17 protein-coding genes are annotated in these 23,178 nt (G+C 65.8%); 7 read left to right on the top strand and 10 right to left on the bottom strand.

Annotated features, from left to right (window positions below; all coding sequences use genetic code 11):
* Positions 1-129 precede the first annotated feature (129 nt).
* Positions 130-1,917, top strand: coding sequence for an allophanate hydrolase (atzF, locus tag CO675_RS37610; protein WP_502693448.1), 1,788 nt, complete (start codon positions 130-132; stop codon positions 1,915-1,917).
* Positions 1,918-1,935: 18 nt separating this feature from the next.
* Here atzF and CO675_RS37605 read toward each other — a convergent pair whose 3' ends face one another.
* From CO675_RS37605 to ugpB, 10 genes are all read right to left on the bottom strand, one after another.
* The gene (locus CO675_RS37605; protein WP_198964887.1) at positions 1,936-2,655 is read right to left on the bottom strand and encodes a GntR family transcriptional regulator; all 720 of its coding nucleotides are present in this window, start codon (positions 2,653-2,655) and stop codon (positions 1,936-1,938) included.
* A gap of 13 nt (positions 2,656-2,668) precedes the next feature.
* On the bottom strand, positions 2,669-3,061 hold the full coding sequence (gene hpxZ, locus CO675_RS37600; RefSeq protein WP_097676918.1) for an oxalurate catabolism protein HpxZ: 393 nt from the start codon (positions 3,059-3,061) through the stop codon (positions 2,669-2,671).
* 1 nt (position 3,062) lies between these two features.
* Positions 3,063-4,439, bottom strand: a complete 1,377-nt coding sequence (locus CO675_RS37595; RefSeq protein WP_097676917.1) for an AtzE family amidohydrolase — start codon at positions 4,437-4,439, stop codon at positions 3,063-3,065.
* Positions 4,440-4,467: 28 nt separating this feature from the next.
* Entirely contained in the window at positions 4,468-4,647 is a 180-nt protein-coding gene (locus CO675_RS37590) for a DUF4089 domain-containing protein (RefSeq protein ID WP_097676916.1), read from the bottom strand.
* Positions 4,648-4,668: 21 nt separating this feature from the next.
* Positions 4,669-6,387 (bottom strand): dipeptide ABC transporter ATP-binding protein, encoded by a 1,719-nt coding sequence (locus CO675_RS37585; protein WP_097676915.1) that lies wholly within the window; start codon positions 6,385-6,387, stop codon positions 4,669-4,671.
* A gap of 301 nt (positions 6,388-6,688) precedes the next feature.
* Positions 6,689-7,588, bottom strand: coding sequence for an ABC transporter permease (locus CO675_RS37580; RefSeq protein WP_097676914.1), 900 nt, complete (start codon positions 7,586-7,588; stop codon positions 6,689-6,691).
* Between the two features lie 4 nt (positions 7,589-7,592).
* Positions 7,593-8,606, bottom strand: a complete 1,014-nt coding sequence (locus CO675_RS37575) for an ABC transporter permease (RefSeq protein ID WP_097676913.1) — start codon at positions 8,604-8,606, stop codon at positions 7,593-7,595.
* A gap of 297 nt (positions 8,607-8,903) precedes the next feature.
* The gene (locus CO675_RS37570) at positions 8,904-10,526 is read right to left on the bottom strand and encodes an ABC transporter substrate-binding protein (protein WP_097676912.1); all 1,623 of its coding nucleotides are present in this window, start codon (positions 10,524-10,526) and stop codon (positions 8,904-8,906) included.
* Positions 10,527-10,759: 233 nt separating this feature from the next.
* Positions 10,760-11,707, bottom strand: coding sequence for an aminoglycoside phosphotransferase family protein (locus CO675_RS37565; RefSeq protein ID WP_097676911.1), 948 nt, complete (start codon positions 11,705-11,707; stop codon positions 10,760-10,762).
* Between the two features lie 222 nt (positions 11,708-11,929).
* Positions 11,930-13,249, bottom strand: coding sequence for a sn-glycerol-3-phosphate ABC transporter substrate-binding protein UgpB (ugpB, locus tag CO675_RS37560; protein ID WP_097676910.1), 1,320 nt, complete (start codon positions 13,247-13,249; stop codon positions 11,930-11,932).
* Positions 13,250-13,432: 183 nt separating this feature from the next.
* Here ugpB and CO675_RS37555 point away from each other — a divergent pair, with 183 nt between their 5' ends.
* From CO675_RS37555 to CO675_RS37530, 6 genes are all read left to right on the top strand, one after another.
* Entirely contained in the window at positions 13,433-14,422 is a 990-nt protein-coding gene (locus CO675_RS37555) for a TRAP transporter substrate-binding protein (RefSeq protein WP_097676909.1), read from the top strand.
* Positions 14,423-14,519: 97 nt separating this feature from the next.
* Positions 14,520-16,523, top strand: a complete 2,004-nt coding sequence (locus tag CO675_RS37550; protein WP_097676927.1) for a sensor histidine kinase — start codon at positions 14,520-14,522, stop codon at positions 16,521-16,523.
* Positions 16,493-18,241, top strand: coding sequence for an ATP-binding response regulator (locus tag CO675_RS37545; protein ID WP_097676908.1), 1,749 nt, complete (start codon positions 16,493-16,495; stop codon positions 18,239-18,241). Before CO675_RS37550 ends, CO675_RS37545 begins: the two co-directional genes overlap by 31 nt.
* Positions 18,238-18,975: a response regulator gene (locus CO675_RS37540; RefSeq protein WP_097676907.1), complete on the top strand. Its 738-nt coding sequence runs from the start codon at positions 18,238-18,240 to the stop codon at positions 18,973-18,975. The genes CO675_RS37545 and CO675_RS37540 overlap by 4 nt, the downstream gene beginning before the upstream one ends.
* A 225-nt stretch (positions 18,976-19,200) precedes the next feature.
* Entirely contained in the window at positions 19,201-22,254 is a 3,054-nt protein-coding gene (polA, locus tag CO675_RS37535; protein ID WP_097676906.1) for a DNA polymerase I, read from the top strand.
* 261 nt (positions 22,255-22,515) lie between these two features.
* Positions 22,516-23,151, top strand: coding sequence for a LysE family translocator (locus CO675_RS37530; protein WP_097676905.1), 636 nt, complete (start codon positions 22,516-22,518; stop codon positions 23,149-23,151).
* The last annotated feature ends 27 nt before the right edge of the window (positions 23,152-23,178 follow it).

Here is a 23,178-nt window from a genome sequence, read left to right as displayed (position 1 = left end):
TGCAATAATCCGTCGCGCCGCGGGCGCAGGCAAATTGTACACAATGGCACATTGCTTGCTTCGATCAGGCTGCAATTCCCTCGCGGCAGGCATCCGATGCCTCACCGCGCCAGAGACGAGGCCAACCACGTGACTGAAACTGTCGCCGCGATCGTTGCTGCACACCGCGCCGGGACCATGACGCCGGCGCAAACCGTGGCGCGCAGCTACCAGCGCATCCGCGAGCACAACGACCCCGCCATCTTCATCAGCCTCCGCGACGAACAGGACGCGCTCGCCGAGGCCGCGCGGCTCGCTGATCCGACGCTGCCGCTCTACGGCGTGCCGGTCGCGGTGAAGGACAATATCGACGTCGCGGGACTGCCGACCACCGCCGCCTGCCCGGCGTTCTCCTACATGCCCGCGCAGGATTCCACGGCGGTGGCAAGACTGCGCGCGGCCGGCGCCATCATCATCGGCAAGACCAATCTCGACCAGTTCGCCACCGGCCTGGTCGGCGTGCGCTCGCCCTATGGCATTCCCAAAAATCCGGTGCGCGATGATCTCGTGCCGGGCGGATCGAGCTCGGGCTCTGCGGTCGCGGTCTCCGCGGGCCTCGTGCCGCTGTCGCTCGGCACCGACACCGCGGGCAGCGGCCGCGTGCCGGCGATGCTCAACAACATCGTCGGGCTCAAGCCGAGCCTCGGGCTGATCTCGAACGCGGGGCTGGTGCCGGCCTGCCGCACGCTCGACTGCATCTCGGTGTTCTCGCTCACCGTCGACGACGCATTGGCCGCGCTCGCGGTGATGGCCGGGCCGGATGACGCCGATCCGTTCTCGCGCGACCGGCCGCTGGCAGCTCTCACACCGTTTCCGGCCAAGCTGAAGCTCGGCATTCCCAAGAGCGGCCAATTGATCTTCTTCGGCGACCGCGAGGCCGAGAAGGCCTATGGCGAAGCCTGCAGACGCTGGCAGGCGCTCGGCGCCGAACTTGTCGAGTTCGATCTCGAGCCGTTCTACGAAACCGCGCGGCTGCTCTATGAAGGCCCGTGGGTCGCCGAGCGCTATCTCGTGATCCGCGACCTGCTGGCGTCGTCGCCGGACGCGATCCATCCGGTGACCCGCGAGATCACGATCGGCGGCGCGCGGCCGACCGCGGCCGATACTTTCTCCGCGCTCTATCGCCTGCAGGCGCTGCGCCGTGTCGCCGCGCGCACCTTCGCGCAATGCGATGCGATCGTGCTGCCGACCGCGCCGACGGTCTACTCCACCGCTGACGTGCTGGCCAACCCGATCGAGCTCAACTCGCGGCTCGGCACCTACACCAATTTCGTCAATCTGCTCGATCTGTGCGGCCTGGCGCTGCCGGCGGCGATGCGGCCCGACGGTGCGCCGTTCGGCATCACGCTGCTCGCCCCCGCGGGCCGCGACGCGGAACTTGCCCGCATCGGCCGCGCCTTCCACGCCGACACCGGGCTTGCGCTCGGCGCCAAGGCGGTGCCGCAGTCGCCGCTGGCCGCAGTCCCGGCGCAGGCCGGCGCCGACGAGATCACGATCGCGGTGGTCGGCGCACATCTCTCCGGCATGGCGCTGAATCACGAGCTGACCACGCTCGATGCGCGCCTGCTGGAAGAGACAGTCACTGCAGCGGACTACAGACTCTACGCGCTCGACACCACGCCACCGAAACCCGGCATGCTGCGCATCGAGGCGGGTGCGGGTCATGCGATCAAGCTCGAGCTGTGGGCGATGTCGCCGGCCGCATTCGGGAAATTCGTCGCAGCAATCCCGCCGCCGATGGCGATCGGCACGCTCCGGCTCGTCGACGGACGGCAGGTCAAGGGCTTCATCGTGGAGCCCGCCGCGATCGCCGGCGCGAAAGATATTTCGGCCTATGGCGGCTGGCGCGCATTCATGGCGGAGAAGGCGAAGAAGTAGCCTGCCTGAGAGCGGGCGCTACACCGACACCGCGTAGGTCTCGTATTCCCCGCGCACCTGCTCGATATGGGCGCGCATCGCCGCCGCAGCGCCGATCTTGTCGCCGCGCAGGATGGCGACGACGACGCGGTCGTGCTCGGCGTGGGATTTTGCCAGGCGCCCGAGGTTGCGAAATTGGGCGCGACGGAACGGCTGCACGCGCACCCGCGTCGCGAGCGTGATCTCGGCGATATAGGCGTTCTGCGACCCGGCGTAGATCGCATTGTGGAAGCGCTCATTGACCTCGTGGAAGCGCTCGGGATTGCCGGTGTAGCTCAACACCCGCAACTCCTCATGGACCGCCTCCAGCGCGTGACGATCCGCCGGCGTCATCCGCTCGGCGGCAAGGCCGGCGCACATCGCCTCCAGCTCGGCCATCGCCTCGAACATGCCGGTGAGCCTTTCAAGGGACGGCCGCGCCACCACCGCACCACGGTGCGCGCGCGCGTCGATCAGGCCGCTGGCGGCGAGCTGCCGCAGCGCCTCGCGCACGGGCGTGCGCGAAACGTTGAAGCGGCGCGCCAGATCGGTTTCATCGAGCCCCGCGCCCGGAGGCAGCGTGCCGCGCACGATCTCGTCGGCGAGCTGCAGCCGCAATTCTTCGGCGCGGGTGGTCTTGTCGACCAGCGACGACGGACGGTCGATGCGGCGCACCGTCATCTCGGATTCTGCGCCCTGCGGCAGATCGTCCAGGCTCATCTTCGAGCGCCCTTCAGGCCCCTTTAGGTTCATCGATGACGCTGACATGGGCGGCGACGATTCTCCAGCCCTCAGGGAAGCGAATCCATGTCTGCATCTGCCGCCCCACCCGGCCGGGTGCGCTGTCCCGATAGAACAGTGTCGAGGCGATCGCGGTGTCGCGGCCATAGGTCGTGATCACGGTGCGGTCGATCCTGCGCATCAGCCCGGCCGCCGGCCGCCCGGCACGGAACGCCGCGATCTCGGCGTAGCCGTAAAGGTTCTCGCCGATGCCATAGCGCAGCGTCCGGCTGTCGCTCCGGAACAGCTCGTCGAGCACGGCGACATCGTTCGAGACCAGCGCCTGCTCGTAACGCTCGAACTGCGCGGTGACCTCGGCGAGCACGTCGGGAAGATCGATTTCCATTTTAGAGTCCTCTTGGCGCGGGAGCCGCGACGACACCCATCCGTTCCAGCGCGTAGGCGACCCGCAGCGCGATATCCTCGCGCCAGGGCGCGGCAATGATCTGCACGCCGATCGGCATCGGTTCAAGCGGCACCGGCACGGCGGCCACCGGCAGGCCGATAAAGGAGATCGGCTGGGTGTGGATCCCGATATTGGGGCGAACCGGAAGCTCGACCCCGTCGAGCGTGAAGGTGGCCTGGCCGATCTTCGGCGCCACACATGGCGTTGCCGGCGCCAGGATCACGTCGACCGACTGGAACAGCTCCAGCACCCTGGCGCGGTACCAGCGGCGGAATTTCTGCGCCTTGTCGACATAGACCGCCGGGATCATCGCGCCCGCGATCAAGCGGTCGCGCACCGGCGGATCAAAGTCGTTGGCGCGCTTGCGCAGCCGATCGAGGTGCAGCGCGGCGCCCTCGGTGGTGGTCATGATGAATGCGGCCGCACGGGCGCGCGCCGCTTCGGGCAGCTCCACGGTCTGCGTGGCGCCGAGCGCCTTTGCCACGCGCGCGACCGCTTCGACGGCCTCCGGCAGCAGATTCTGCTGGAAATATCCGCCGGCGATCGCAACCCGTAGCCGGCCGACATCATTGGCAAGCAGCGGCACGGTCGGCTCGACCGACTGCACACTGCAGGCGGGATCATCGGCATCAGGTCCCTGCATGGCGTCATAGGCGAGCGCGAGATCTGTCACGCTGCGCGCAAACGGACCGAGATGATCGAAGCTTGCGACGAACGGAAAGGAGCGCGCGCGCGACAGCCGGCCATAGGTCGGCTTCAGGCCGAACGTGCCGCAGAATGACGACGGCACCCGGATCGAGCCGTTGGTGTCGGAGCCGAGTGCGATCGGCACCAACGCGCCGCCGACGGCGCTGCCGGAGCCGCCCGACGAACCGCCGGCCATCCGCGTCGGATCATGCGGATTGCGCGACGGACCGTCATGCGCGTTCTCGCCGGTGAAGTCGTAGGCGTATTCGCCCATGTTGAGCGCGCCGACCAGCACGGCACCGGCCGCTTCCATCCGCTCGATCAGCGTGGCATCGCGCGGCGACGGCGGCAGGTCGCGATTGATCTTGGAGCCGGCGCGGGTCGCAAGGCCCTGCACGTCGAACAGGTTCTTCACCGCGAACGGCACGCCGGCAAGCGGGCCGGCCGGCTGGCCCGCCGCGATCGCGGCATCGACCGCCTTGGCCCGGGCCCGCGCGCGATCGGCGGTGACGTCGGTGAAGGCGTTGAGGACCTTGTCGTGCACAGCAATGCGCGCAAGCGCCGCTTCGGTGGCGGCAAGGGCCGTGATCTTGCGGCTCGATACCGCCTGCGCGATTTCGGCGGCAGTCATGGAAGTGGGAGTGTCCGACATCGCGATCTCAGGTCGAATAGACGGCGGCCGACGCGAGCTCATCGGGCAGCGGGAAATCATCGACCAGCCGCGCCAGCCGCAGCGCGACCTCGAGATTTGCGCGCACCGCCGGACGCCAGGCGTCTTCCAGCGGCAACGCCATCGTCCGGGCGACGGCGGTCATGTAATCGTCGAGATGATCGTCCATTTCGCTCCCAACAAGTTTTTTTCAGGACACCGGCAACGGCGGATGCGGGATCGCCGTGAGCAGCTCCCTTGTATAGGCATCCTGCGGATTGCCCAAGACGTCATCGGATGCACCCTGCTCGACGATGCGACCGCTGCGCATCACGATGACGCGATCACACAGCAAGCGCACCACGTTGAGATCGTGCGACACGAACAGATAGCTCATGCCCATCGACTGCTTGAGGTCCTGCAGCAGATTGAGCACCACCGCCTGCACCGAGACGTCGAGCGCCGCGGTCGGCTCGTCGAGGATGACGAGCTTCGGGTGCAGTGCAATCGCACGCGCGATACCGACGCGGGCCTTCTGGCCGCCGGACAGCTGATGCGGAAAGCGGTCCAGCAGATTGACCGGCAGGCCGACCAGCCGCGCCAGCTCCTCGCAGCGGTCGCGGAGCGCGTCACGGCCCCTGATATCGCCGAGCTGCATGATCGGGTCCGCGATCGCGCGCGCCGCGGTAAAGCGCGGGTTGAGGCTGTCGGTCGGATCCTGGAACACCATCTGGATCTGGCTGCGCCGCGGCAACCGCGCGAAGGATTGCGGCATGATGGCGCCGATGTCCTCGCCGTCGAACACGATGCGGCCGGAGGTCTGGTCCAAGAGCCGCATCACCATCATCGACGTCGTCGACTTGCCGCAGCCGGATTCGCCGACCAGCCCGACGCTCTCGCCGTGGTCGATGGAGAAGCTGATGCCGTCGACCGCGCGGAAGATCTCCTCCTCGACCGGCGGCTTGCGGCCGAACAGTTTTGCGAGCACCGAGCCCGCGCCCTGGCGGGGATATTCTTTCACAAGCTTTTCGACTGATAGAAGCGGCTGCCCGCGCTCCACCGGCGCGGGCTCGGCCGCGGTCGCGACAGCCTTGGGAGCCTCGGCATCCTCGGGCAACAAGTCCCTGAGCGACACCCCGATCCGCGGCGTCGCGCGCATCAGCTTCTTTGTATAGTCGTGCTGGGGCGCGGCGAAGATGTCGGCCGACTTTGCGGTTTCGACGACACGGCCCTTCTCCATCACCACGACGCGATCGCAATAGGCAGCGGCGAGGCCGAGATCGTGCGTGATCAGGATCGTCGACATCGATCGGCGCCGGGTCAGCTCGACGATCAGGTCCATCACCGCCTTCTGGGTGGTGACGTCGAGGCCGGTGGTCGGCTCGTCTGCGATCAGAAGCTGCGGGTTGCAGGCCAGTGCGAGCGCGATAACGACGCGCTGGCACATGCCGCCGGACAGCTCGAACGGATAGGCGTGATAGCGCTCGCGCGGACGCGCGATCTTGACCTGCTCCAGCGCCTCGATCGCCGTCTCGCCGCGATCGGTGACCTGCGCCTGCTGCACGTGCTGGCGCAGCACGTCCTCGATCTGGTGCCCGACCTTGCGGATCGGATTGAGGGCAGCGCGCGGATTCTGGAAGATCATCGAGACTTCGCGGCCGCGCAGGTCGCGCATCTGGCTCTCCGAGGCCGACTTGACGTCGATGCCGGAGAACATCACCGAGCCGTCGGCGATCCGCCCCGCCCGATCCAGGATCCGCATCACGGCATAGGACGTCACCGACTTGCCGGAGCCGGATTCGCCGACGATGCCGACGGTCTCGCCCTTGCCGACGGAGATGTTGACGTGCTGCACCGCCTTGATGATGCCGCGCCGGGTGGTGAACTCGACCGTGAGGTCCTGGACGTCGAGCAAGGGCCGGGCGGTCATGCGCGGCACCCCTCACGCGGGGCGTCATCCAAAAATCCGCAAAACAACCCCATGCACAGTAGCGAAACGGTAATAAGACACCACGCCGAGACAGTCATCACGTCCTCCGCTTGTTCAGTGCGCCCCCTCGCCCCGCTCTTGCGGGGAGAGGGTTGGGGTGAGGGGCATCTATCGGCACACACAACTGGCTGAGGAGTGCGCGAAGAGCCCCCCTCACCCGGTCCGCTAACGCGGCCCGGCCTCTCCCCGCACGCGGGGAGAGGCGAGGAAAGCGCGCATGCGTTAGCCACGTCCACATCATTCACGTCCTCCGCTGCGGATCGACGATGTCGCGCAGGCCATCGCCGAGCAGGTTGAAGCAGAACACCGCGATCATCAGCGCAAGGCCCGGAAACAGCGCGATCCACCATTCGCCTGAGACCATGAAGCCGGCGCCCTCGGCAACCATGATGCCCCACTCCGCGGTGGGCGGCCGGACACCGAGGCCGATGAACGAGAGACCCGCGGCGTTGAGGATCGCATAGCCCATGGTCAGCGACATCTGCACGATCATGATCGGCATGATGTTGGGCAGGATGTGTCCGAGCAGGATCCGGTACTCGCCATTGCCGGACAGCCGCGCCGCCTGCACGAAGCCGGCGTTGCGGCGGACGTTGGCTTCGGCGCGTGCGACGCGGGCATAGAGCGGAAAATTCACGATCGCGGTCGCGATGATGATGTTCTGCACGGTGTTGCCGAGCGCCGCGACGATGCCCATCGCCAGCACGAACAGCGGAAAGGCCATGATGGTGTCGGCGATGCGTCCGACGATCCGATCGGTCCAGCCGCCGAAATAGCCGGCGGCGATGCCGGCGAGCCCGCCCATCAGGAACACCAGCACGACGGAGGCGACCGCGATGAAGGTGTCGAGCCTTGTCGCCACGATGACGCGGCTGAAGATATCGCGGCCGAGCTGATCGGTACCGAACCAGTGCGCGGCGGACGGCGGCTTCAGCGCGGCCGCGGTGTTCGAGGCAAGCGGGTCATACGGCACCACGTAGGGCCCGAACAGCGCGGCGAACATGATCAGGATCAGCAGCGCGAAGGCAAAGCCGGTGACCTTGTTCTCGCTCAGGACATAGCGGGCCTGCTCGATGATTGCGGCGAGCCCGGATGTTCGCGCAGGACCGACAGGCTCGACCGTTGGCGCAACGGAGCTCATGGTTTCAACCCTCCAGCCGCACGCGCGGATCGATCACGCCATAGAGGATGTCGATCAACAGATTCAGCAGCACGTACATGACCGCCATGGTGAGGACAAAACCCTGCACCGGCGCAAAGTCGGACGCGATCAGCGCCTCGACCGCATAGGAGCCGATGCCGGGCCAGGCGAACACCTTCTCCACCAGCACGTTAGCCCCGAGCAGGAACGAGAACACCATGCTCAGCGTGGTGATGACCGGCAGCATCGCGTTGCGGAACGCATACGTCACGATCACCTTGCCGGGCGACAGGCCGCTGGCCCGCGCGGTGCGGACGAAATCGGACGCCAGCACCGCCAGCATCGAGGCGCGCGTCATGCGCGCGATCGGCGCCAGCGAAAAGATCGCGAGCGTCACCGCCGGCAGGATCAGCTGGCTGAACGCCGACCGGAACGCCTCGAAGTCGCGCGCGATGAGCGTATCGATGAGATAGAAGCCGGTGACGGTCGGCGGCGCGCTGTAGAACACGTCAAGCCGGCCGAGCGGCGCCGGCGCCCAGCCGAGCCGGAAATAGAACAGATAGACCAGCACGAGCCCGGTGAAGAACACCGGCAGCGACACCCCGGCCGTCGTGGTGACGCGGCAGAGGTGGTCGATCCAGGAACCCGGTCGCGTCGCCGCCAGCACGCCGAGCGGGATCGCGATCACGATCGAGACGACGAGGCCGAGCAGAGTGAGCTCGGCGGACGCCGGCAGGCGATTGCGCAACTCGGCGGCGACCGGCTGCCCGGTGGTGAGCGACGTGCCGAGATCGCCATGGGCGAGATCGTTGGTGTAGCGGACGAACTGCTCGATCAGCGGCTTGTCGAAGCCGAGCTTCTTCCTGATCTGGTCGACCGCCTCCTTGGTTGCCGCAGGCCCTGCGAAATACGCCGCCGGATCGCCCGGCAGCGCGCGCGTCAGCAGGAACGTCACGATCACGACCCCGATCAGCGACGGAATCGCAAACAAGAGGCGCTTGCCGATCAGGGTCAGCATGGCGTGCTCCTGATGGCATCAGGCAAAGCCACAACGGGACTGGCAGGGCTCCCTCCCCCCTTGTGGGGGAGGGTTGGGGAGAGGGGTGCCGCTTGCTCCGATGCCAGACAGAACGCCCCGCTGATCCGCGCGTAATGCTGAGAATGGTCGGGCACGATCTCGCCTGACGTCGTCCTTGCGCGTATGCGGCGCACCCCTCTCCCCACCCTCCCCCACAAGGGGGGAGGGAGCCTGAGAGATGTGGCCACCTCACTACGAGGCAAACACGCGAGTGCGTCGCGCGCGCTCATCATGACCTCAGCCCTTCGCCATCGCGCGATAGTCGAGGCGGCGGTGGAACCAGTATTGGTAGCCCGAGATGTTCTTCTGCATCGCGACGTTGACGAACGGCTGATACAGCGGGATGCGCGGGATATCGGTGTAGGCGAGATCGACGAAGCCCTTGACGTCGGAATCGTAGGCTGCGGTGTCGCCGGTGGCAGCAGCGATGCGCGCGCCGTCGATGAGCTTGTCCATCTCCGGCGACTTGTAGCTCATCGTGTTGAAGATCGAATTGTTGCCGTGATAGCACCAGTAGAAGAAGTACTCGGGGTAATCGAGCCAGCCCGAGAACACGTTGGTGAACAGCGGCATTTCCTTCTTGGTGAGCTCGGTGCGCCAGTTGGCGCCGGGTACTTTGTTGATGGTGGTCTTGATGCCGAGCTGCGCGAGGCTCTCCTGCACCAGCACGCAGAGCGGCTCGTTGACCCCGGCGAAATTCAGGTCGAACGAGATCGTGGTCTCGAAGCCGTTGGCGTAGCCGGCCTCGGCGAGCAGCGCCTTGGCCTTCTCCATGTCGGTGAAATATTTGGTCGGCTGCGGCCACGCCACCTCGGTCGGCTTGTCCTTTGGTGCGCCGAACATCGGGTTGGCGAGACCGAACAGCACCGCATCCATGATTTTTTGGTAAGGCATCGCGTAGGCCATCGCCTGCCGCACCTTCGGATTGTCGAACGGCGGCTTGGTCACGTTCATGCCGATATACTGGATGCCGTTGGAGAACGGCAGCGAGACCACGTTGAGCTTGCCGTTCGCCTTCATCTCCTGGAAATCCTTGAACGGCAGTTCATAGGAGATGTCGGCATCGCCGCGTTCGAGCAGCGCACGGCGGTTGCCGGCCTGCGGCACCATGCGCCAGATCACGCGCTTGATCTTCGGCATCGGACCAGAGACCCAGTCGTCGTTGCGCTCCATGACCACTTCGGTGCCGGCGGTCCATTTGGTCACCTTGTAGGCACCGGAGCCCGCGGTCTGCTGCTTGGTGAATTCGAGACCCCAGGGATCCTTCTCGCTGGCGTTCTTCTTCACCAGCTCGGAGTTGACGACGCAGGGCACGATGACCGCGAGATCGGGGATCGTGAGCTTGTCCTTTTTCAGGAAGTCGACGCGCACGGTGCTGTCGTCGACGACGACGAACTGCTCGGGCTTGGTCAGCGAGCCCGCGCTCATCTGGAAGGTCGGGAAGCCGCCGACGCTGACGGCACGGTCGAGCGACCATTTGACGTCCTTCGCCGTCACCGGCGCACCGTCGTGGAATTTGGCGTTCTTGCGCAGCTTGAAGGTGACCGACATGTCGCCGATGTTGAAATCCTCGGCGAGCTCGGGCTTGAACTTGTCGCGGTCGTAATAGGGCACGCCGCCCGGACCGCTCTTCATCTCGTGGCTGATCAGCCGGTCGTAGCAATTCCACGACACCTCATAGCCGGGCACGTTGGTGCCGACGCCGTGGATATCGAGATTGTTGGGACCGCCTTCGGAGACGATCAGCAGCGTCTCGGAACGTGCGTCGGCCTTGGCCGGCGACCAGATCGCGGGCGCGGTCGGCGCCAGCGCCCCTGCTGCCAGCCCAGACACCGATTTGAGGAAATCGCGACGCTTCATGTGATGCTCCAACGCCCTTGGGGAACAGGCCCTGAAACTCAGATCGCAAGGATTGTGCCAACCCTTAACGAAACCTTATGAGGCGCTAACGCGCTGGAGATGTTTAAAAAATCGTCGGAGGTATCTCGTTCGGACGTCAATCAGCATGGCATGCATTGCATACAAAGAAAGGCCATTTGCTTAATATATAAGCAGATCATGGGCACTGCTCGCTTTCTGGCCGGCGACCGATGTCAGTCGGGCCAGATCAACTCCTGCAGCTGCACGAGATCGTCGACCCGGTCCGGCCAGCCCGCGATGCAGATGTGCCGGAGCGGATCGCTGGCCGAGTGCAGCAGCATCAGCGCCATCAGCCGCCGCTTCAGCGTGAACGTCACCTCGCTGCGCGGGATGCCGTAGCCGTCGAACAGGCTGCGCACCCGACGCGGGTGCCCGGCGGCCATGAAGGCGCTCGGACCGAGCAGATCGTACTCGCCCCACCCGGTCCGGACGTCGCCGAAGTCGAACAGGCCGGTGACGTGCCAGCCGTCGGCGCGGCGGCCGAGCAGGAAATTCTCCGGAATGTACTCGCCGGTCAGGATCACCGGCGGCGCGTGCATCGGGATCAGCTCAGCGGCATCGCGCAGGAGATCGTCGAGCGAGGTGAGGAATTTCGCCGGCAGGCCGAGCCGTTCGTGCCGCGCCCGGCACTGCGCGATCTGGCCGCGCATGAAGGCCTCCCAGCGCGGCTCGATCGCCAGCAGGCCGCCGGGCGGCACGCGCTGCACCTCGGCAATCACGGCGCCGATCTCGCCGAGCACGCGCTCGCGCTCGGCTTCCGGCAGTGCCGGCCATGCCTCCGAGCCGACGGTGCCGGCGAGGTGCGTGATGACGAGATAGGGCCAGCCGTCGCGTTCGCCCTCCGCGACAAGGTCGGGGATCGGAATGCCGAGCCGTCCACGCAGCTGTGCGAGCGCGCCGCGTTCGGACGCGAATTGCGGCCGCAGAAACGGCGGGAACAGTTTCAGGATCAGCTCACCATCGAGCCCGACGACGAGATTGGTGCCGGTCGAGAACACATGCGGATCGTCGCAGCGCAGGCCGTGGCCGTCGGCGATGTCACGCGCGACAGGCAGCCAGCGCGACGTGTCGCTGCGCCAGGCGCGGTAGGAATCGTAGTCGGTGAGGGAAGGAAGATGCATTCGCGCGCGGCTCTCAACACTGTCGTCCTGGCGAAAGCCAGGACCCATAACCACCGAATTCGATTGTAAGCGGGATCGCGGCCCTAGCCTCGCGCAACGATGAGCGGCCGGGGTAATGGGTCCTGGCTTTCGCCAGGACGACCCTGAGTGTGTGGCGCCGCTTATGAGCGATACATTCACATCCTCGCAGGATGCAGTGAAGTAACGCAGACGGCGCCATCCTCACCGGTCCGGATTGGCGCGCTCGAACTGGCGCAGCAGGCGGTTGCCGCGCTCGACGGCGTTGTCCATCGCGGCCTGTGCCGAGCGCTTGCCGGCGAACACCTGCTCGAGCTCCTCCTCGATCACGTCGCGGATCAGGACGAAGGAGCCGAGCCGGATGCCTTTGGAATTGTCGGTCGGCGGCTTCAGCGTAACCTCCTCGATCGAGATCGAGGCGCCGGGATTGCGCTCGTAGAATCCCTGCGTGCGACTGAGATCGAACGCGGCGCGGGTGATCGGCAAATAGCCGGTGTTCTGGTGCCAGGCGGCCTGCACCTCGGGCTGCGACAGATAGGCGAAGAACTTTGCCACCCCGGCATATTCGGCGCGCGGCCGGTCGCGCAGCACCCACAGCGTCGCACCGCCGATGATCGAATTCTGCGGCGCGCCCTGCACGTCGGGATCATACGGCATCATGCCGTAGCCGACCTCGAATTTCGAATTGGCCTTGATGTCGGCACGCGTGCCGGACGAACCGATGAAGATGCCGCACTCACCCTTCTGAAAGCGCGGCTCGGCGGTCTGGCCGCGGCCGCTATAGTCGAAGGTCTTGTCGGCCTGCCACTGCGCGAGCTGCGCGATGTGACGTACCACCAGCGGGTTGTTGAAAATCAGCTGCGCGTCGAGCCCGGAGAAGCCATTGGCCTTGGTCGCGATCGGCAGATTGTGAAAGGCGGAGAAGTTCTCGACATTGATCCAGGACGGCCATGACGTGGTCACGCCGCACATCGCACCCGCGGCACGCAATCGCTTGGCCACGATGCCGAGCTCCGGCCAGGTCTTCGGCGGCACGCTCGGATCGAGCCCGGCGGAGCGGAACATATCCTTGTTGTAGTACAGGATCGGCGTCGAGGCGTTGAACGGGAACGACAGCATGTTGCCGTCGACATCGGCATAGTAGCCGGCCACCGCGGGCAGATAGGCCGACGGCGCGAACGCCGCCGACTGATCGCGCATCAGCTCGAACACCGGATAGATGGCGCCCCGCGCCGCCATCATGGTTGCGGTGGCGATCTCGTTGACCTGAACGATCGCCGGCTGGCTGCGCGAGCGGAACGCGAAGATCGCCGCGGTGACGGTCTCGGTGTAGTTGCCCTTGTAGGCGGGCACGATCCGGTAGTCGGATTGCGCGGCGTTGAAGTCGGCGGCGAGCTTCTCGAGCTGCTTGCCGAGTTCGCCCGACATCGCGTGCCACCACATGATCTCGGTCGCCGCCTGCGCGGGTGCCACAAGCAGAAGGGCCGCGACGGCGAGATACAACAGCTTCAAGACGAACTTCACGACGAGTCGTTCCCGGATGCCAACACGCGGTCATACGGCGCTACAACCGTAAATTCAATCGACACCGCAGGTTGCAGCGCGGTTCTAGCGTTTGGCCGATGGGCGAGCCAGCGCCATTCTGCTAGAATGCGTTGAACCTTTTGCTCCCGCCCTGGACACAAATCACAAGGGGAATTGTAACCAGTGTACCGCCGCGCCGGCCTTTCGCGGACAATAACGCTTGCCGTCGCGCTGTTATGCACAGCGATCTCGGCGAGTGCCTTTGCGCGCGAATTCCGCACCGCCGATACCCAGAATGAAGACTATCCGACGGTCCAGGCGCTGAATTACATGGATCGCCTGATCGCCGAACGCACCGGCGGCCGGCACCGCATCGTGGTCTTCCACTCCCGCCAGCTCGGCGAGGAAAAGGAAACACTGGAGCAGACCCGGGCCGGCGCCATCGATCTGAACCGGACCAATGTCGCGCTGATCGGAACCATGGTGCCGTCCGTGAACGTGCTGGCGATGCCGTTCCTGTTTCGATCCCTTGAGCACCTGCAGCATGTGCTGGATGGACCGATCGGCAACGACATCCTGAACAGTCTCGAGGCCCACGGCTTCGTCGGCCTGACCTTCTACGATTCCGGCGCCCGCTCGATCTACAACAGCGTCCGCCCGGTGCGTACGCTCGACGACCTGAAGGGGCTGCGGCTGCGGGTGCAGCAATCCGCACAGATGTCGGACATGATCCGCGCGCTCGGCGCCCAGCCGGTCGAGATGGCCTACGGCCAGGTGCTGACCGGGCTCGCCAACCGGCTGATCGACGGCGCGGAGAACAACTGGCCGTCCTTCGTCACCACCGGCCACTACAAATACGCCGGCTACTACACCTTGACCCAGCACACGGTGAGCCCCGAAGTGCTGGTGATGTCGCGCAAGGCCTGGGCCAGCCTCACGCCGGACGAGCAGACCATCTTCCGCGAGGCCGCGCAGCGCTCCAGCCTGTACATGCGCGAGAAGTGGCGGGAGCTCGAGGAGCACTCGCGCAAGCAGGCCGAGCTCGCCGGCGTCAAGGTCGTGACCGATTTCGACCGCAAGCCGTTCGAGGCGGCGGTGGCCGGCATCTATGCCAAGGCGGAGCGCGATCCGGCGATTTCGGCGCTGATCGAACGCATCCGCAACGTGGAGTGACCGGATCTTGGACGCACCCAAACAGGACGGGACGAAGCGACGGCGGGCGGCCTTTGGGCCGCAGGGCCGTTTCCGCATCGTCCAGTTGCTGCGCGCGGTGCCGATCCGCTGGCGCATTCTTTCGATCGCGCTGCTCAATTCCGCCGTCGTGATCGTGCTCGCGGTGCTGATCTGGAACGGCGCGAAGGTGCTCGGCTCTGCCTGGGACGATGTCCGCCAGGTCCGGGAATCCGACAAGATCCTGGCCAAGCTCGAGAGCGAGACCAGCCGTCTGCAGAACCTGATCCATCGCTACATCAACCAGCCGAGCCCGGACCTGTTCGCGGAAATCCTGCTGCTGCGCGAGGCCGTGCTCGGCACGCTGACCAACCGGGCCTCGACCGACCCGATGCTGTCGGGCTCGGTCGAGCAACTGGAGCGCGTCACCAGCCGCTTCCTCGACGGTTTCGGTGAACTGCGCACCGTGCAGACCAAGATCGCCAAGACCTACGACGAAGAGGTGCTGACCCCGACCAAGGACATGGCCGGGCTCTATTCGATCATCGAGGGCGCCACCGGCCATCGCGACGCGCTGATCTGGCCCGCGCTCGGCAAGTCGCGCGAAGCCTTCACCTCGCTCCTGGTCGCCGCCAACGCCTACTATCTCTCGCTTGCTTCGTCGTCGGCCGAGGAAGCCCGCCGCAACATCGACACGATCGAGAAGACGATCCCCGTCATGACCGATATGGCGGAGAACGATCTGCAGCGCATGGCGCTGGCGCGGCTCAAGGTCAAGACCGCCGAGCTGCGCGACGGGCTCGGCAAGCTCAGCGAACAGCTCACCAACCGCACCGACCTGTTGCGCAACTCGATCGACGCCAGCCAGGCCGACGCGATCGGCGCGATCGACGATCTCTCGGTGAAGATGCGCCAGCGCGAGCAGAAGGCGCAGGAGACCTTCGACAAGACGCTGACGTCGATCTCGCGCCGGGTGCTGTCGATCGCCGTGATCTTCCTCGGCGTCATCATGTCGGCGGGCGTCATGATCGCATTGTCGATCCGGCTGCCGCTGGCGCAGATCATGGCCGCGATGCGCACCATCACCTCGGGCGACCTCGACCGGCCGGTGCAGGGCACCTCGGCCAAGGACGAGGTCGGCGCGATGGCGCGCGCGGTCGAGGTGTTCCGCGAGAACGCGATCGCCAAGCGCAAGACCGAGGACGAGCTGCGCAGCGCCAAGGAGAAGGCCGAGAGCGCGCTGCTCGAGCTCAACGCCGCGCAGCAGAACCTGATCGATGCCGAGCGCCTCGCCGCGCTCGGCGGCCTCGTTGCCGGCGTCGCTCACGAGGTCAACAATCCGATCGGCATCAGCCTGACGGTCGCCTCGAGCTTTGCCCGCCGCAGCGAGATGTTCGAGAACGACCTGAAGTCCGAGCCGCTGCGCCGCTCCAAGCTCGACGAATTCGTGCGCGCCTCGCGTGACGCATCGCAGCAACTGGTCTCGAACCTGCAGCGCGCCGGCGAGCTGATCCAGTCGTTCAAGCAGGTCGCGGTCGATCGTTCGCACGCCGAACGCCGCCAGTTTGCCCTGAGCGAATCCACCGACCAGATCGTCGCGAGCCTGCGGCCGGTGCTGAAGAAGGCGGCGATCGCGCTGTCCGTCGATGTACCCGACGGGCTCCTGATCGACGGCTATCCCGGCGCCTATGGGCAGATCTTAACCAATCTTTTCCTCAACGCCGTCAATCATGCCTTCGCCGGCGGCCGCTCCGGCAACATCACGATCTCGGCGCGCGGCCGCGGCGCTGATGATGTCGAGATCATCTTCGCGGACGACGGGGCTGGCATGACGCCGGACGTGCAGCGACAGGCGTTCGACCCGTTCTTTACGACGCGCCGCAACGAAGGTGGCACGGGCCTCGGCCTCCATATCGTCTATAACCTCGTCACCCAGCAGCTCGGCGGCCGCATGATGCTGGAGTCAAGGGTAGGACAAGGCACCACTTTTCGCATTATCATGCCCAGGATCGCCAAGGGGGCTGCCAAGGGCGAGCCCACGATCACTGACGCAGCAGCCGACGGAACCAGTCAATGGCCGAACAGGACGATGTCCTCCAACTGATCGACGACACCGAGAGCCCCCCGGAGGACTCGCCGGTACGGAAATGGAAGATCGCCGTGATCGACGACGATCACGCCGTCCACGAAGGCACCCGTTTTGCGCTCAGCGACTACAACCTGAACGGCGCGACGCTGGAGATCCTGTCGGCCTACTCTGCGGCCGAAGGCCGCACGCTGATGCGGGACAACCCCGACATCGCAGCCGTGCTGCTCGACGTCATCATGGAGACCGACGTCGCCGGTCTCGAGCTCGTCGAATACATCCGCAACGAGATCAGGAACGAGACCGTCCGCATCATCCTGCGCACCGGCCAGCCCGGCCAGGCGCCGGAGCGGCGCGTCATCGTGCAGTACGACATCAACGACTACAAGGCGAAGACCGAGCTCACCGCCGACAAGCTGTTCACCTCGCTGACCGCCGCGCTGCGCAGCTATCAGCAGCTCGAGCGCATGGTGCAGACACGGCGCGGGCTCGAGATCATCATCGACGCGGCTTCGACGCTGTACGACTTCAAGTCGATGCAGCGGCTGGCCGAGGGCGTGCTGACGCAACTCGCCTCGCTGCTCAATGTCGATTGCGCGGGGATCCTGGTGCTGCGCGACGACGGCAACGCCGCCGCCTGTGATTTCTCGGTGCTGGCCTGCTCGGGCTGCTACAGTCGCTTCATCGGCACGACCTCGTCGAAGGCGCTCGACGCCGACCTGCGGCACATGGTGGAGGAAGCCTTCCAGCGCCGCAAGAACGAGTTCGCCGACCACCGCAGCGTGCTCTATTCGCGCACCGGCAGCGGCCGCGAGGTCGTGGTGCTGCTGCAGGCCGAGCGGCAGCTCTCCGACACCGACCGTGCGCTGGTCGAGATCTTCTCGAGCCGGCTGTCGATCGCGTTCGACAACGTGATCCTCTACCAGCAGCTTCAAGAGGCCAACACCCAGCTCGAGGACCGCGTCGTGCAGCGCACCCGCGCGCTGATGCAGGCCAACCGGCGGCTGTCGGCGCAATGGCTGCGGCTGCAGCGCGCCAACGGCTTCAAGAACGAGATCCTCGGCACCGTCGCCCACGATCTGAAGAATCCGCTCGGCGTGATCCTCGGCCGCACCGAGATGCTGACCGAATTGATCGGCGCCGGCTCGCCGAAGGAAAGCGTCACCGCCCAGGTCGAGCACATCAGGGACGCCACCAAGCGGCTGACCTCGATGGTCGACCATTTGATCTCGGACGCGATGGCCGACGCCTTCGACATCACCATCCGCCGCGAGCCGGTCGACGTCGCGGCGCTCGTCAACGAAGTCACCGAGGCCAATCTGCCCTCGGCCGTCAACAAGCAGCAGAGCATCTCGGTCTCGGGGCCGCAGCAGTTCGTCACGATGTGCGACGCCGACCGGATCCGCGAGGCGATCGACAATTTGGTCAGCAACGCCATCAAGTACTCGCCGATCGGCGGCAAGATCACGGTCGCGGTCAGCCACGAGGGTGACGACACGGTGATCCGGATCGCCGACCAGGGCCCCGGCCTCAGCCCCGAGGATCTCGGCCGGCTGTTCGGCCGGTTCCAGCGGCTGTCGGCCAAGCCGACCGCCGGCGAAAGCTCGACCGGGCTCGGCCTCTCCATCGTCAAGCGCATCATCGACATGCATGGCGGCCATGTCACCGCCCAGAGCCCGGGCCCCGGACAGGGGTCGACCTTTACGGTTACACTGCCGGCGACAGAGACATCATGAACCAGAACCCGCATATCTTCATCGTCGACGATGAGGCGCCGGCCCGCGAGATGGTCGGCGATTACCTCAAGATGCACGGCTTCGGCGTGACGCTGTGCGATGGCGGCAAGAGCCTGCGCAAGGAGATCGAGAGCAGCACGCCCGATCTCGTGGTGCTGGACCTCAACATGCCCGAAGAGGATGGTCTGTCGATCATTCGCGACCTCAAGAGCAAGATCAACGTCCCCGTCATCATGCTGACAGCTACTGCCAGCCCGATCGATCGCGTGGTCGGGCTCGAGCTCGGCGCCGACGACTACGTGGCAAAGCCCTGCGAACTGCGCGAGCTGATGGCGCGTATCCGCTCGGTGCTGCGGCGGAGCGGGCCGGCGAAATCGGCTGCGCCGGAACCTTCGAGCGCCAAGGCCGAGAAGGAGCAGCTGGTGCGGTTCGGCACCAAATGGCTCGATCTCGAGGCCCAGGCGCTGCGCGACGACGAGGGCAATGAGCACCCGCTGACGGCCTCCGAATTCGGCCTGCTCAAGGTGTTCGCGGCCAATCCGAAGCGCGTGCTGTCGCGCGAGCGGCTCTTGGAACTCGCCAATGCGCGCGACGCGGAGGCCTTCGACCGTGCCGTCGACCTGCGCATCATGCGCATCCGCCGCAAGATCGAATTCGACCCGACCAAGCCCTCGGTGATCAGGACCATCCGCGGCGGCGGCTACCTGTTCTCGCCGACCGGGGATAAGGCGTAGCGTCGCGAAAGCTGTCCCGCCCCTCGATGTCGTCCTGGCGAAAGCCAGGACCCATAACCACCGTTTTTGATTGCGAGCGGGATTCACGGCCCCAGCGTCCCGTTACGATTGACATCTGGGGTAATGGGTCCTGGCTTTCGCCAGGACGACAAATCGCTGTGTGGCACGAGCGGATTCAGCGACACAAAGGCTGTCAATCCGCGCAAAAATCCCTAAGTTTCGGCCATGCCGAAAACAGCCTCCAAAGACCCCGCCAAGCCCGCCCCGAAGACCTCAGCAAAGCCCGTCGCCGCCAAGCCGGTTGCGAGCAAGCCCACGGCCAAGGGGGACCACGTCTTCCTGGTCGATGGTTCGGGCTACATCTTCCGCGCCTACCACGCGCTGCCGCCACTGAACCGCAAATCCGACGGGCTGCAGGTCAACGCCGTGCTCGGCTTCTGCAACATGCTGTGGAAGCTGCTCCGCGACATGCCGGAGGACAATCGGCCGACCCATCTTGCGATCATCTTCGACAAGTCGGAGATCACGTTCCGCAACAAGCTCTATCCCGACTACAAGGCGCACCGGCCGCCGGCGCCCGACGATCTGATCCCGCAATTCGCGCTGATCCGCGAGGCGGTGCGCGCTTTCGACCTGCCCTGCCTCGAGCAGGCCGGCTTCGAGGCCGACGATCTGATCGCGACCTATGCGCGGCTCGCCACCGAGCGCGGCGCGACCACGACGATCGTGTCATCGGACAAGGACCTGATGCAGCTCGTCAACGACAACGTCGTGATGTACGACACGATGAAGGATCGCCGCATCGGCCGTGATGAAGTGATCGAGAAATTCGGCGTGCCGCCGGAGAAGGTGGTCGAGGTGCAGGCGCTGGCCGGCGATTCCACCGACAACGTTCCTGGCGTACCCGGCATCGGCGTCAAGACCGCCGCCCAGCTGATCATCGAATATGGCGATCTCGATCAGCTGCTGTTCCGCGCCGGCGAGATCAAGCAGCCGAAGCGGCGCGAGGCGCTGCTCGAGAACGCCGAGAAGGCGCGCATCTCGCGCCAGCTGGTGCTGCTCGACGACAAGGTCGATCTCGAGGTGCCGCTCGACGACCTCGCGGTGCACGAGCCCGATTCGCGCCGACTGGTCGCCTTCCTCAAGGCGATGGAGTTCTCCACCCTCACCCGCCGCGTCGCCGACTATGCGCAGATCGATCCGGCCAACGTCGATGCCGATCCCGGCAACAAGAGCGGCGCCAGCGTGTTCTCGCCGCTGCCGCCGTCGGACGTGACGCCGGCGCCGGGAGACGCGCCGACATCGGCCGCAGCACCGCTTGCGAAGGCCAAGCCGACCGGTGCACGCGACGACAAGAACTCCAGCCTGAAGGGCACGCCGGCAACGCTGGCCGAGGCCCGTGGCGAAGCGATCCGCAAGACCGGCTTCGATCGCAAGGCCTACCAGGCGATCGGCAGTCTCGACCAGCTCAACGCCTTTGTCGCGCGCGCGCACGACACCGGCTACATCGCGATCGAGGCGATGTCGGAATCGATCGATCCGATGCAGGCCGAGTTGTCGGGACTGGCGCTCGCCGTTGCGCCCAACGATGCCTGCTACATCCCGCTCAGCCATAGAGAGCCTGGCGGCGGCGCCGGGCTGTTCGATGCCGGCCTCGCGCCCGGCCAGATCAAGACCGCCGATGCGTTGAAGGCCTTGAGGCCGCTGTTGGAGTCCGCCGGAATCCAGAAGGTCGGCTTCAACGTCAAGTTCACCTCGGTGACCTTGGCGCAGCACGGCGTCACGCTGCGCAACATCGACGACGCGCAGCTGATGTCCTACGCGCTCGATGCCGGCCGCGGCTCGCATGCGCTGGAGGCGCTTGCCGAACGATGGTTCGGACATGCCGTCGTCAGCTACGGCGGCCTCGTCGGCAGCGGCAAGGGCAAGCTGACCTTCGACCAGGTCACGATCGACAAGGCGACCGAATACGCGGCCGAAAGCGCCGATTTGATCCTGCGGTTATGGCGGGTGCTGAAGCCGCGCCTCGTCGCCGAGCGGATGACGACGGTCTACGAGACGCTGGAGCGGCCGCTGGTGTCGGTGCTGGCGCGGATGGAGCGCCGCGGCATCTCGATCGACCGCCAGGTGCTGTCGCGGCTGTCGGGCGATTTCGCCCAGACCGCGGCACGGGTCGAGGCCGAGATCCAGGAAATCGCCGGCGAGCCGGTCAATGTCGGCAGCCCGAAGCAGATCGGCGACATCATCTTCGGCAAGATGGGATTGCCCGGCGGCACCAAGACCAAGACCGGCGCCTGGTCGACCACCGCGCAGGTGCTCGACGATCTCGCCGAGCAGGGCCACGACTTCCCGAAGAAGATCCTGGAATGGCGCCAGGTCTCGAAGCTGAAGTCGACCTACACCGACGCGCTGCCCAACTATGTCAATCCGCAGACCCACCGCGTGCACACCACCTACGCACTGGCTGCGACCACGACGGGCCGGCTGTCGTCGAACGAGCCGAACCTGCAGAACATCCCGGTGCGAACCGAGGACGGCCGCAAGATTCGCCGCGCCTTCATCGCGACGCCCGGCCACAAGCTGGTGTCGGCCGACTATTCGCAGATCGAGTTGCGGCTGCTCGCCGAGATCGCCGACGTGCCGGTGCTGCGCCAGGCATTCCGCGACGGGCTCGACATTCATGCCATGACGGCCTCCGAAATGTTCGGCGTGCCGATCAAGGACATGCCGAGCGAGGTGCGACGCCGCGCCAAGGCGATCAACTTCGGCATCATCTACGGCATCTCGGCGTTCGGCCTCGCCAACCAGCTCGGCATCGCGCGCGAGGAAGCCTCCGCCTACATCAAGAAGTACTTTGAGCGCTTCCCCGGCATCCGCGCCTACATGGACGAGACCAAGGACTCTTGCCGCCGCAACGGCTATGTGACGACGCTGTTCGGCCGTAAGATGTACTACCCGGATATCAAGGCGTCCAACGCCTCGGTGCGCGCCTTCAACGAACGCGCCTCGATCAACGCGCGCTTGCAGGGCACCGCGGCCGACATCATCCGCCGTGCCATGATCCGGGTCGAGGACGCGCTCGCCGAGAAGAAGCTCTCCGCGCAGATGCTGCTGCAGGTGCATGACGAGCTGATCTTCGAGGTGCCCGACAACGAGGTCGCGGCGACGCTGCCCGTCGTGCAGAAGGTGATGCAGGACGCGCCCTTCCCCGCGGTGATCCTGTCGCTGCCGTTGCAGGTCGATGCCCGCGCCGCCAACAATTGGGACGAGGCGCATTAGAATCCACCTCGCCCCGCCTGCGGGGAGAGGTCGGATCGCATGGAGCGAAGCGGAATGCGATCCGGGTGAGGGGGAGTCTCAACGAATTCGAATCCCACCAACATTGCGGATGCAGCCCCTCACCCCAACCCTCTCCCCGCAAGAGCGGGGCGAGGGAGCGCACCACCACTGTCGCCGCGACATTGCTCCGAGAGCAATTCCAACATGGCCGCGCGGCGGATGACACGCTAGAAGTGCGTGTATCCCCTTGCGAGACCGGTCATGCCCCACACATCCGCGTTGCTCGGCTTTGCGCTCGTCTGCCTCGGCATGGTGCTGACGCCGGGGCCGAACATGATGTACCTGATCTCGCGCTCGATCACGCAGGGGCCGGCGGCCGGCATCGTCTCGCTCGGCGGCGTCGCGCTCGGCTTCGTGTTCTACATGCTGTGCGCGGCGTTCGGCATCACCGCGCTGCTGTTCGCGATTCCCTACGCCTATGACGCGCTGCGCTTTGCGGGCGCGGGCTATCTGCTCTGGCTGGCGTGGCAGGCGCTGAAGCCGGGCGGCCGCTCACCGTTCCAGGTCAAGGCGCTGAAGGTCGACGGCCCGCGCAAATTGTTCGCGATGGGCTTCCTCACCAACCTGCTGAACCCGAAGATCGCGATGCTTTATCTCGCGCTGCTGCCGCAGTTCATCGATCCGGCCGGCGGCAGCGTGCTGACGCAGTCGCTCGCGCTCGGTTCGATCCAGATCGTGATCAGTGTCAGCGTCAATGCGATGATCGCACTCGCCGCCGGCTCGATCGCGGTGTTCCTCGGCACCCGCCCGACCTGGCTGCTGGTGCAGCGCTGGCTGATGGGCACGGTGCTCGCGGGGCTGGCGATGAAGATGGCGCTCGAGGCAAGGCGGGCGTAGGAAGTACCCTCTCCCCTTGTGGGAGAG

Origin of the sequence: Bradyrhizobium sp. C9 (assembly GCF_002532045.1) — a bacterium.
Lineage (GTDB): Bacteria > Pseudomonadota > Alphaproteobacteria > Rhizobiales > Xanthobacteraceae > Bradyrhizobium.
Note: the sequence above shows the minus strand (reverse complement) of the source record. Positions and strands in the feature narration are given on the sequence as shown.

Coding starts and splice junctions, on each gene's coding strand:
- CO675_RS37540 (WP_097676907.1), top strand. CDS start 18,238: ATGAACCAGAACCCGCATATCTTCATCGTCGACGATGAGGCGCCGGCC.
- CO675_RS37585 (WP_097676915.1), bottom strand. CDS start 6,387: ATGACCGCCCGGCCCTTGCTCGACGTCCAGGACCTCACGGTCGAGTTC.
- CO675_RS37590 (WP_097676916.1), bottom strand. CDS start 4,647: ATGGACGATCATCTCGACGATTACATGACCGCCGTCGCCCGGACGATG.
- polA (WP_097676906.1), top strand. CDS start 19,201: ATGCCGAAAACAGCCTCCAAAGACCCCGCCAAGCCCGCCCCGAAGACC.
- CO675_RS37575 (WP_097676913.1), bottom strand. CDS start 8,606: ATGCTGACCCTGATCGGCAAGCGCCTCTTGTTTGCGATTCCGTCGCTG.
- CO675_RS37605 (WP_198964887.1), bottom strand. CDS start 2,655: ATGAGCCTGGACGATCTGCCGCAGGGCGCAGAATCCGAGATGACGGTG.
- CO675_RS37570 (WP_097676912.1), bottom strand. CDS start 10,526: ATGAAGCGTCGCGATTTCCTCAAATCGGTGTCTGGGCTGGCAGCAGGG.
- hpxZ (WP_097676918.1), bottom strand. CDS start 3,061: ATGGAAATCGATCTTCCCGACGTGCTCGCCGAGGTCACCGCGCAGTTC.
- CO675_RS37545 (WP_097676908.1), top strand. CDS start 16,493: ATGGCCGAACAGGACGATGTCCTCCAACTGATCGACGACACCGAGAGC.
- CO675_RS37530 (WP_097676905.1), top strand. CDS start 22,516: ATGCCCCACACATCCGCGTTGCTCGGCTTTGCGCTCGTCTGCCTCGGC.
- CO675_RS37565 (WP_097676911.1), bottom strand. CDS start 11,707: ATGCATCTTCCTTCCCTCACCGACTACGATTCCTACCGCGCCTGGCGC.
- CO675_RS37595 (WP_097676917.1), bottom strand. CDS start 4,439: ATGACTGCCGCCGAAATCGCGCAGGCGGTATCGAGCCGCAAGATCACG.
- CO675_RS37580 (WP_097676914.1), bottom strand. CDS start 7,588: ATGAGCTCCGTTGCGCCAACGGTCGAGCCTGTCGGTCCTGCGCGAACA.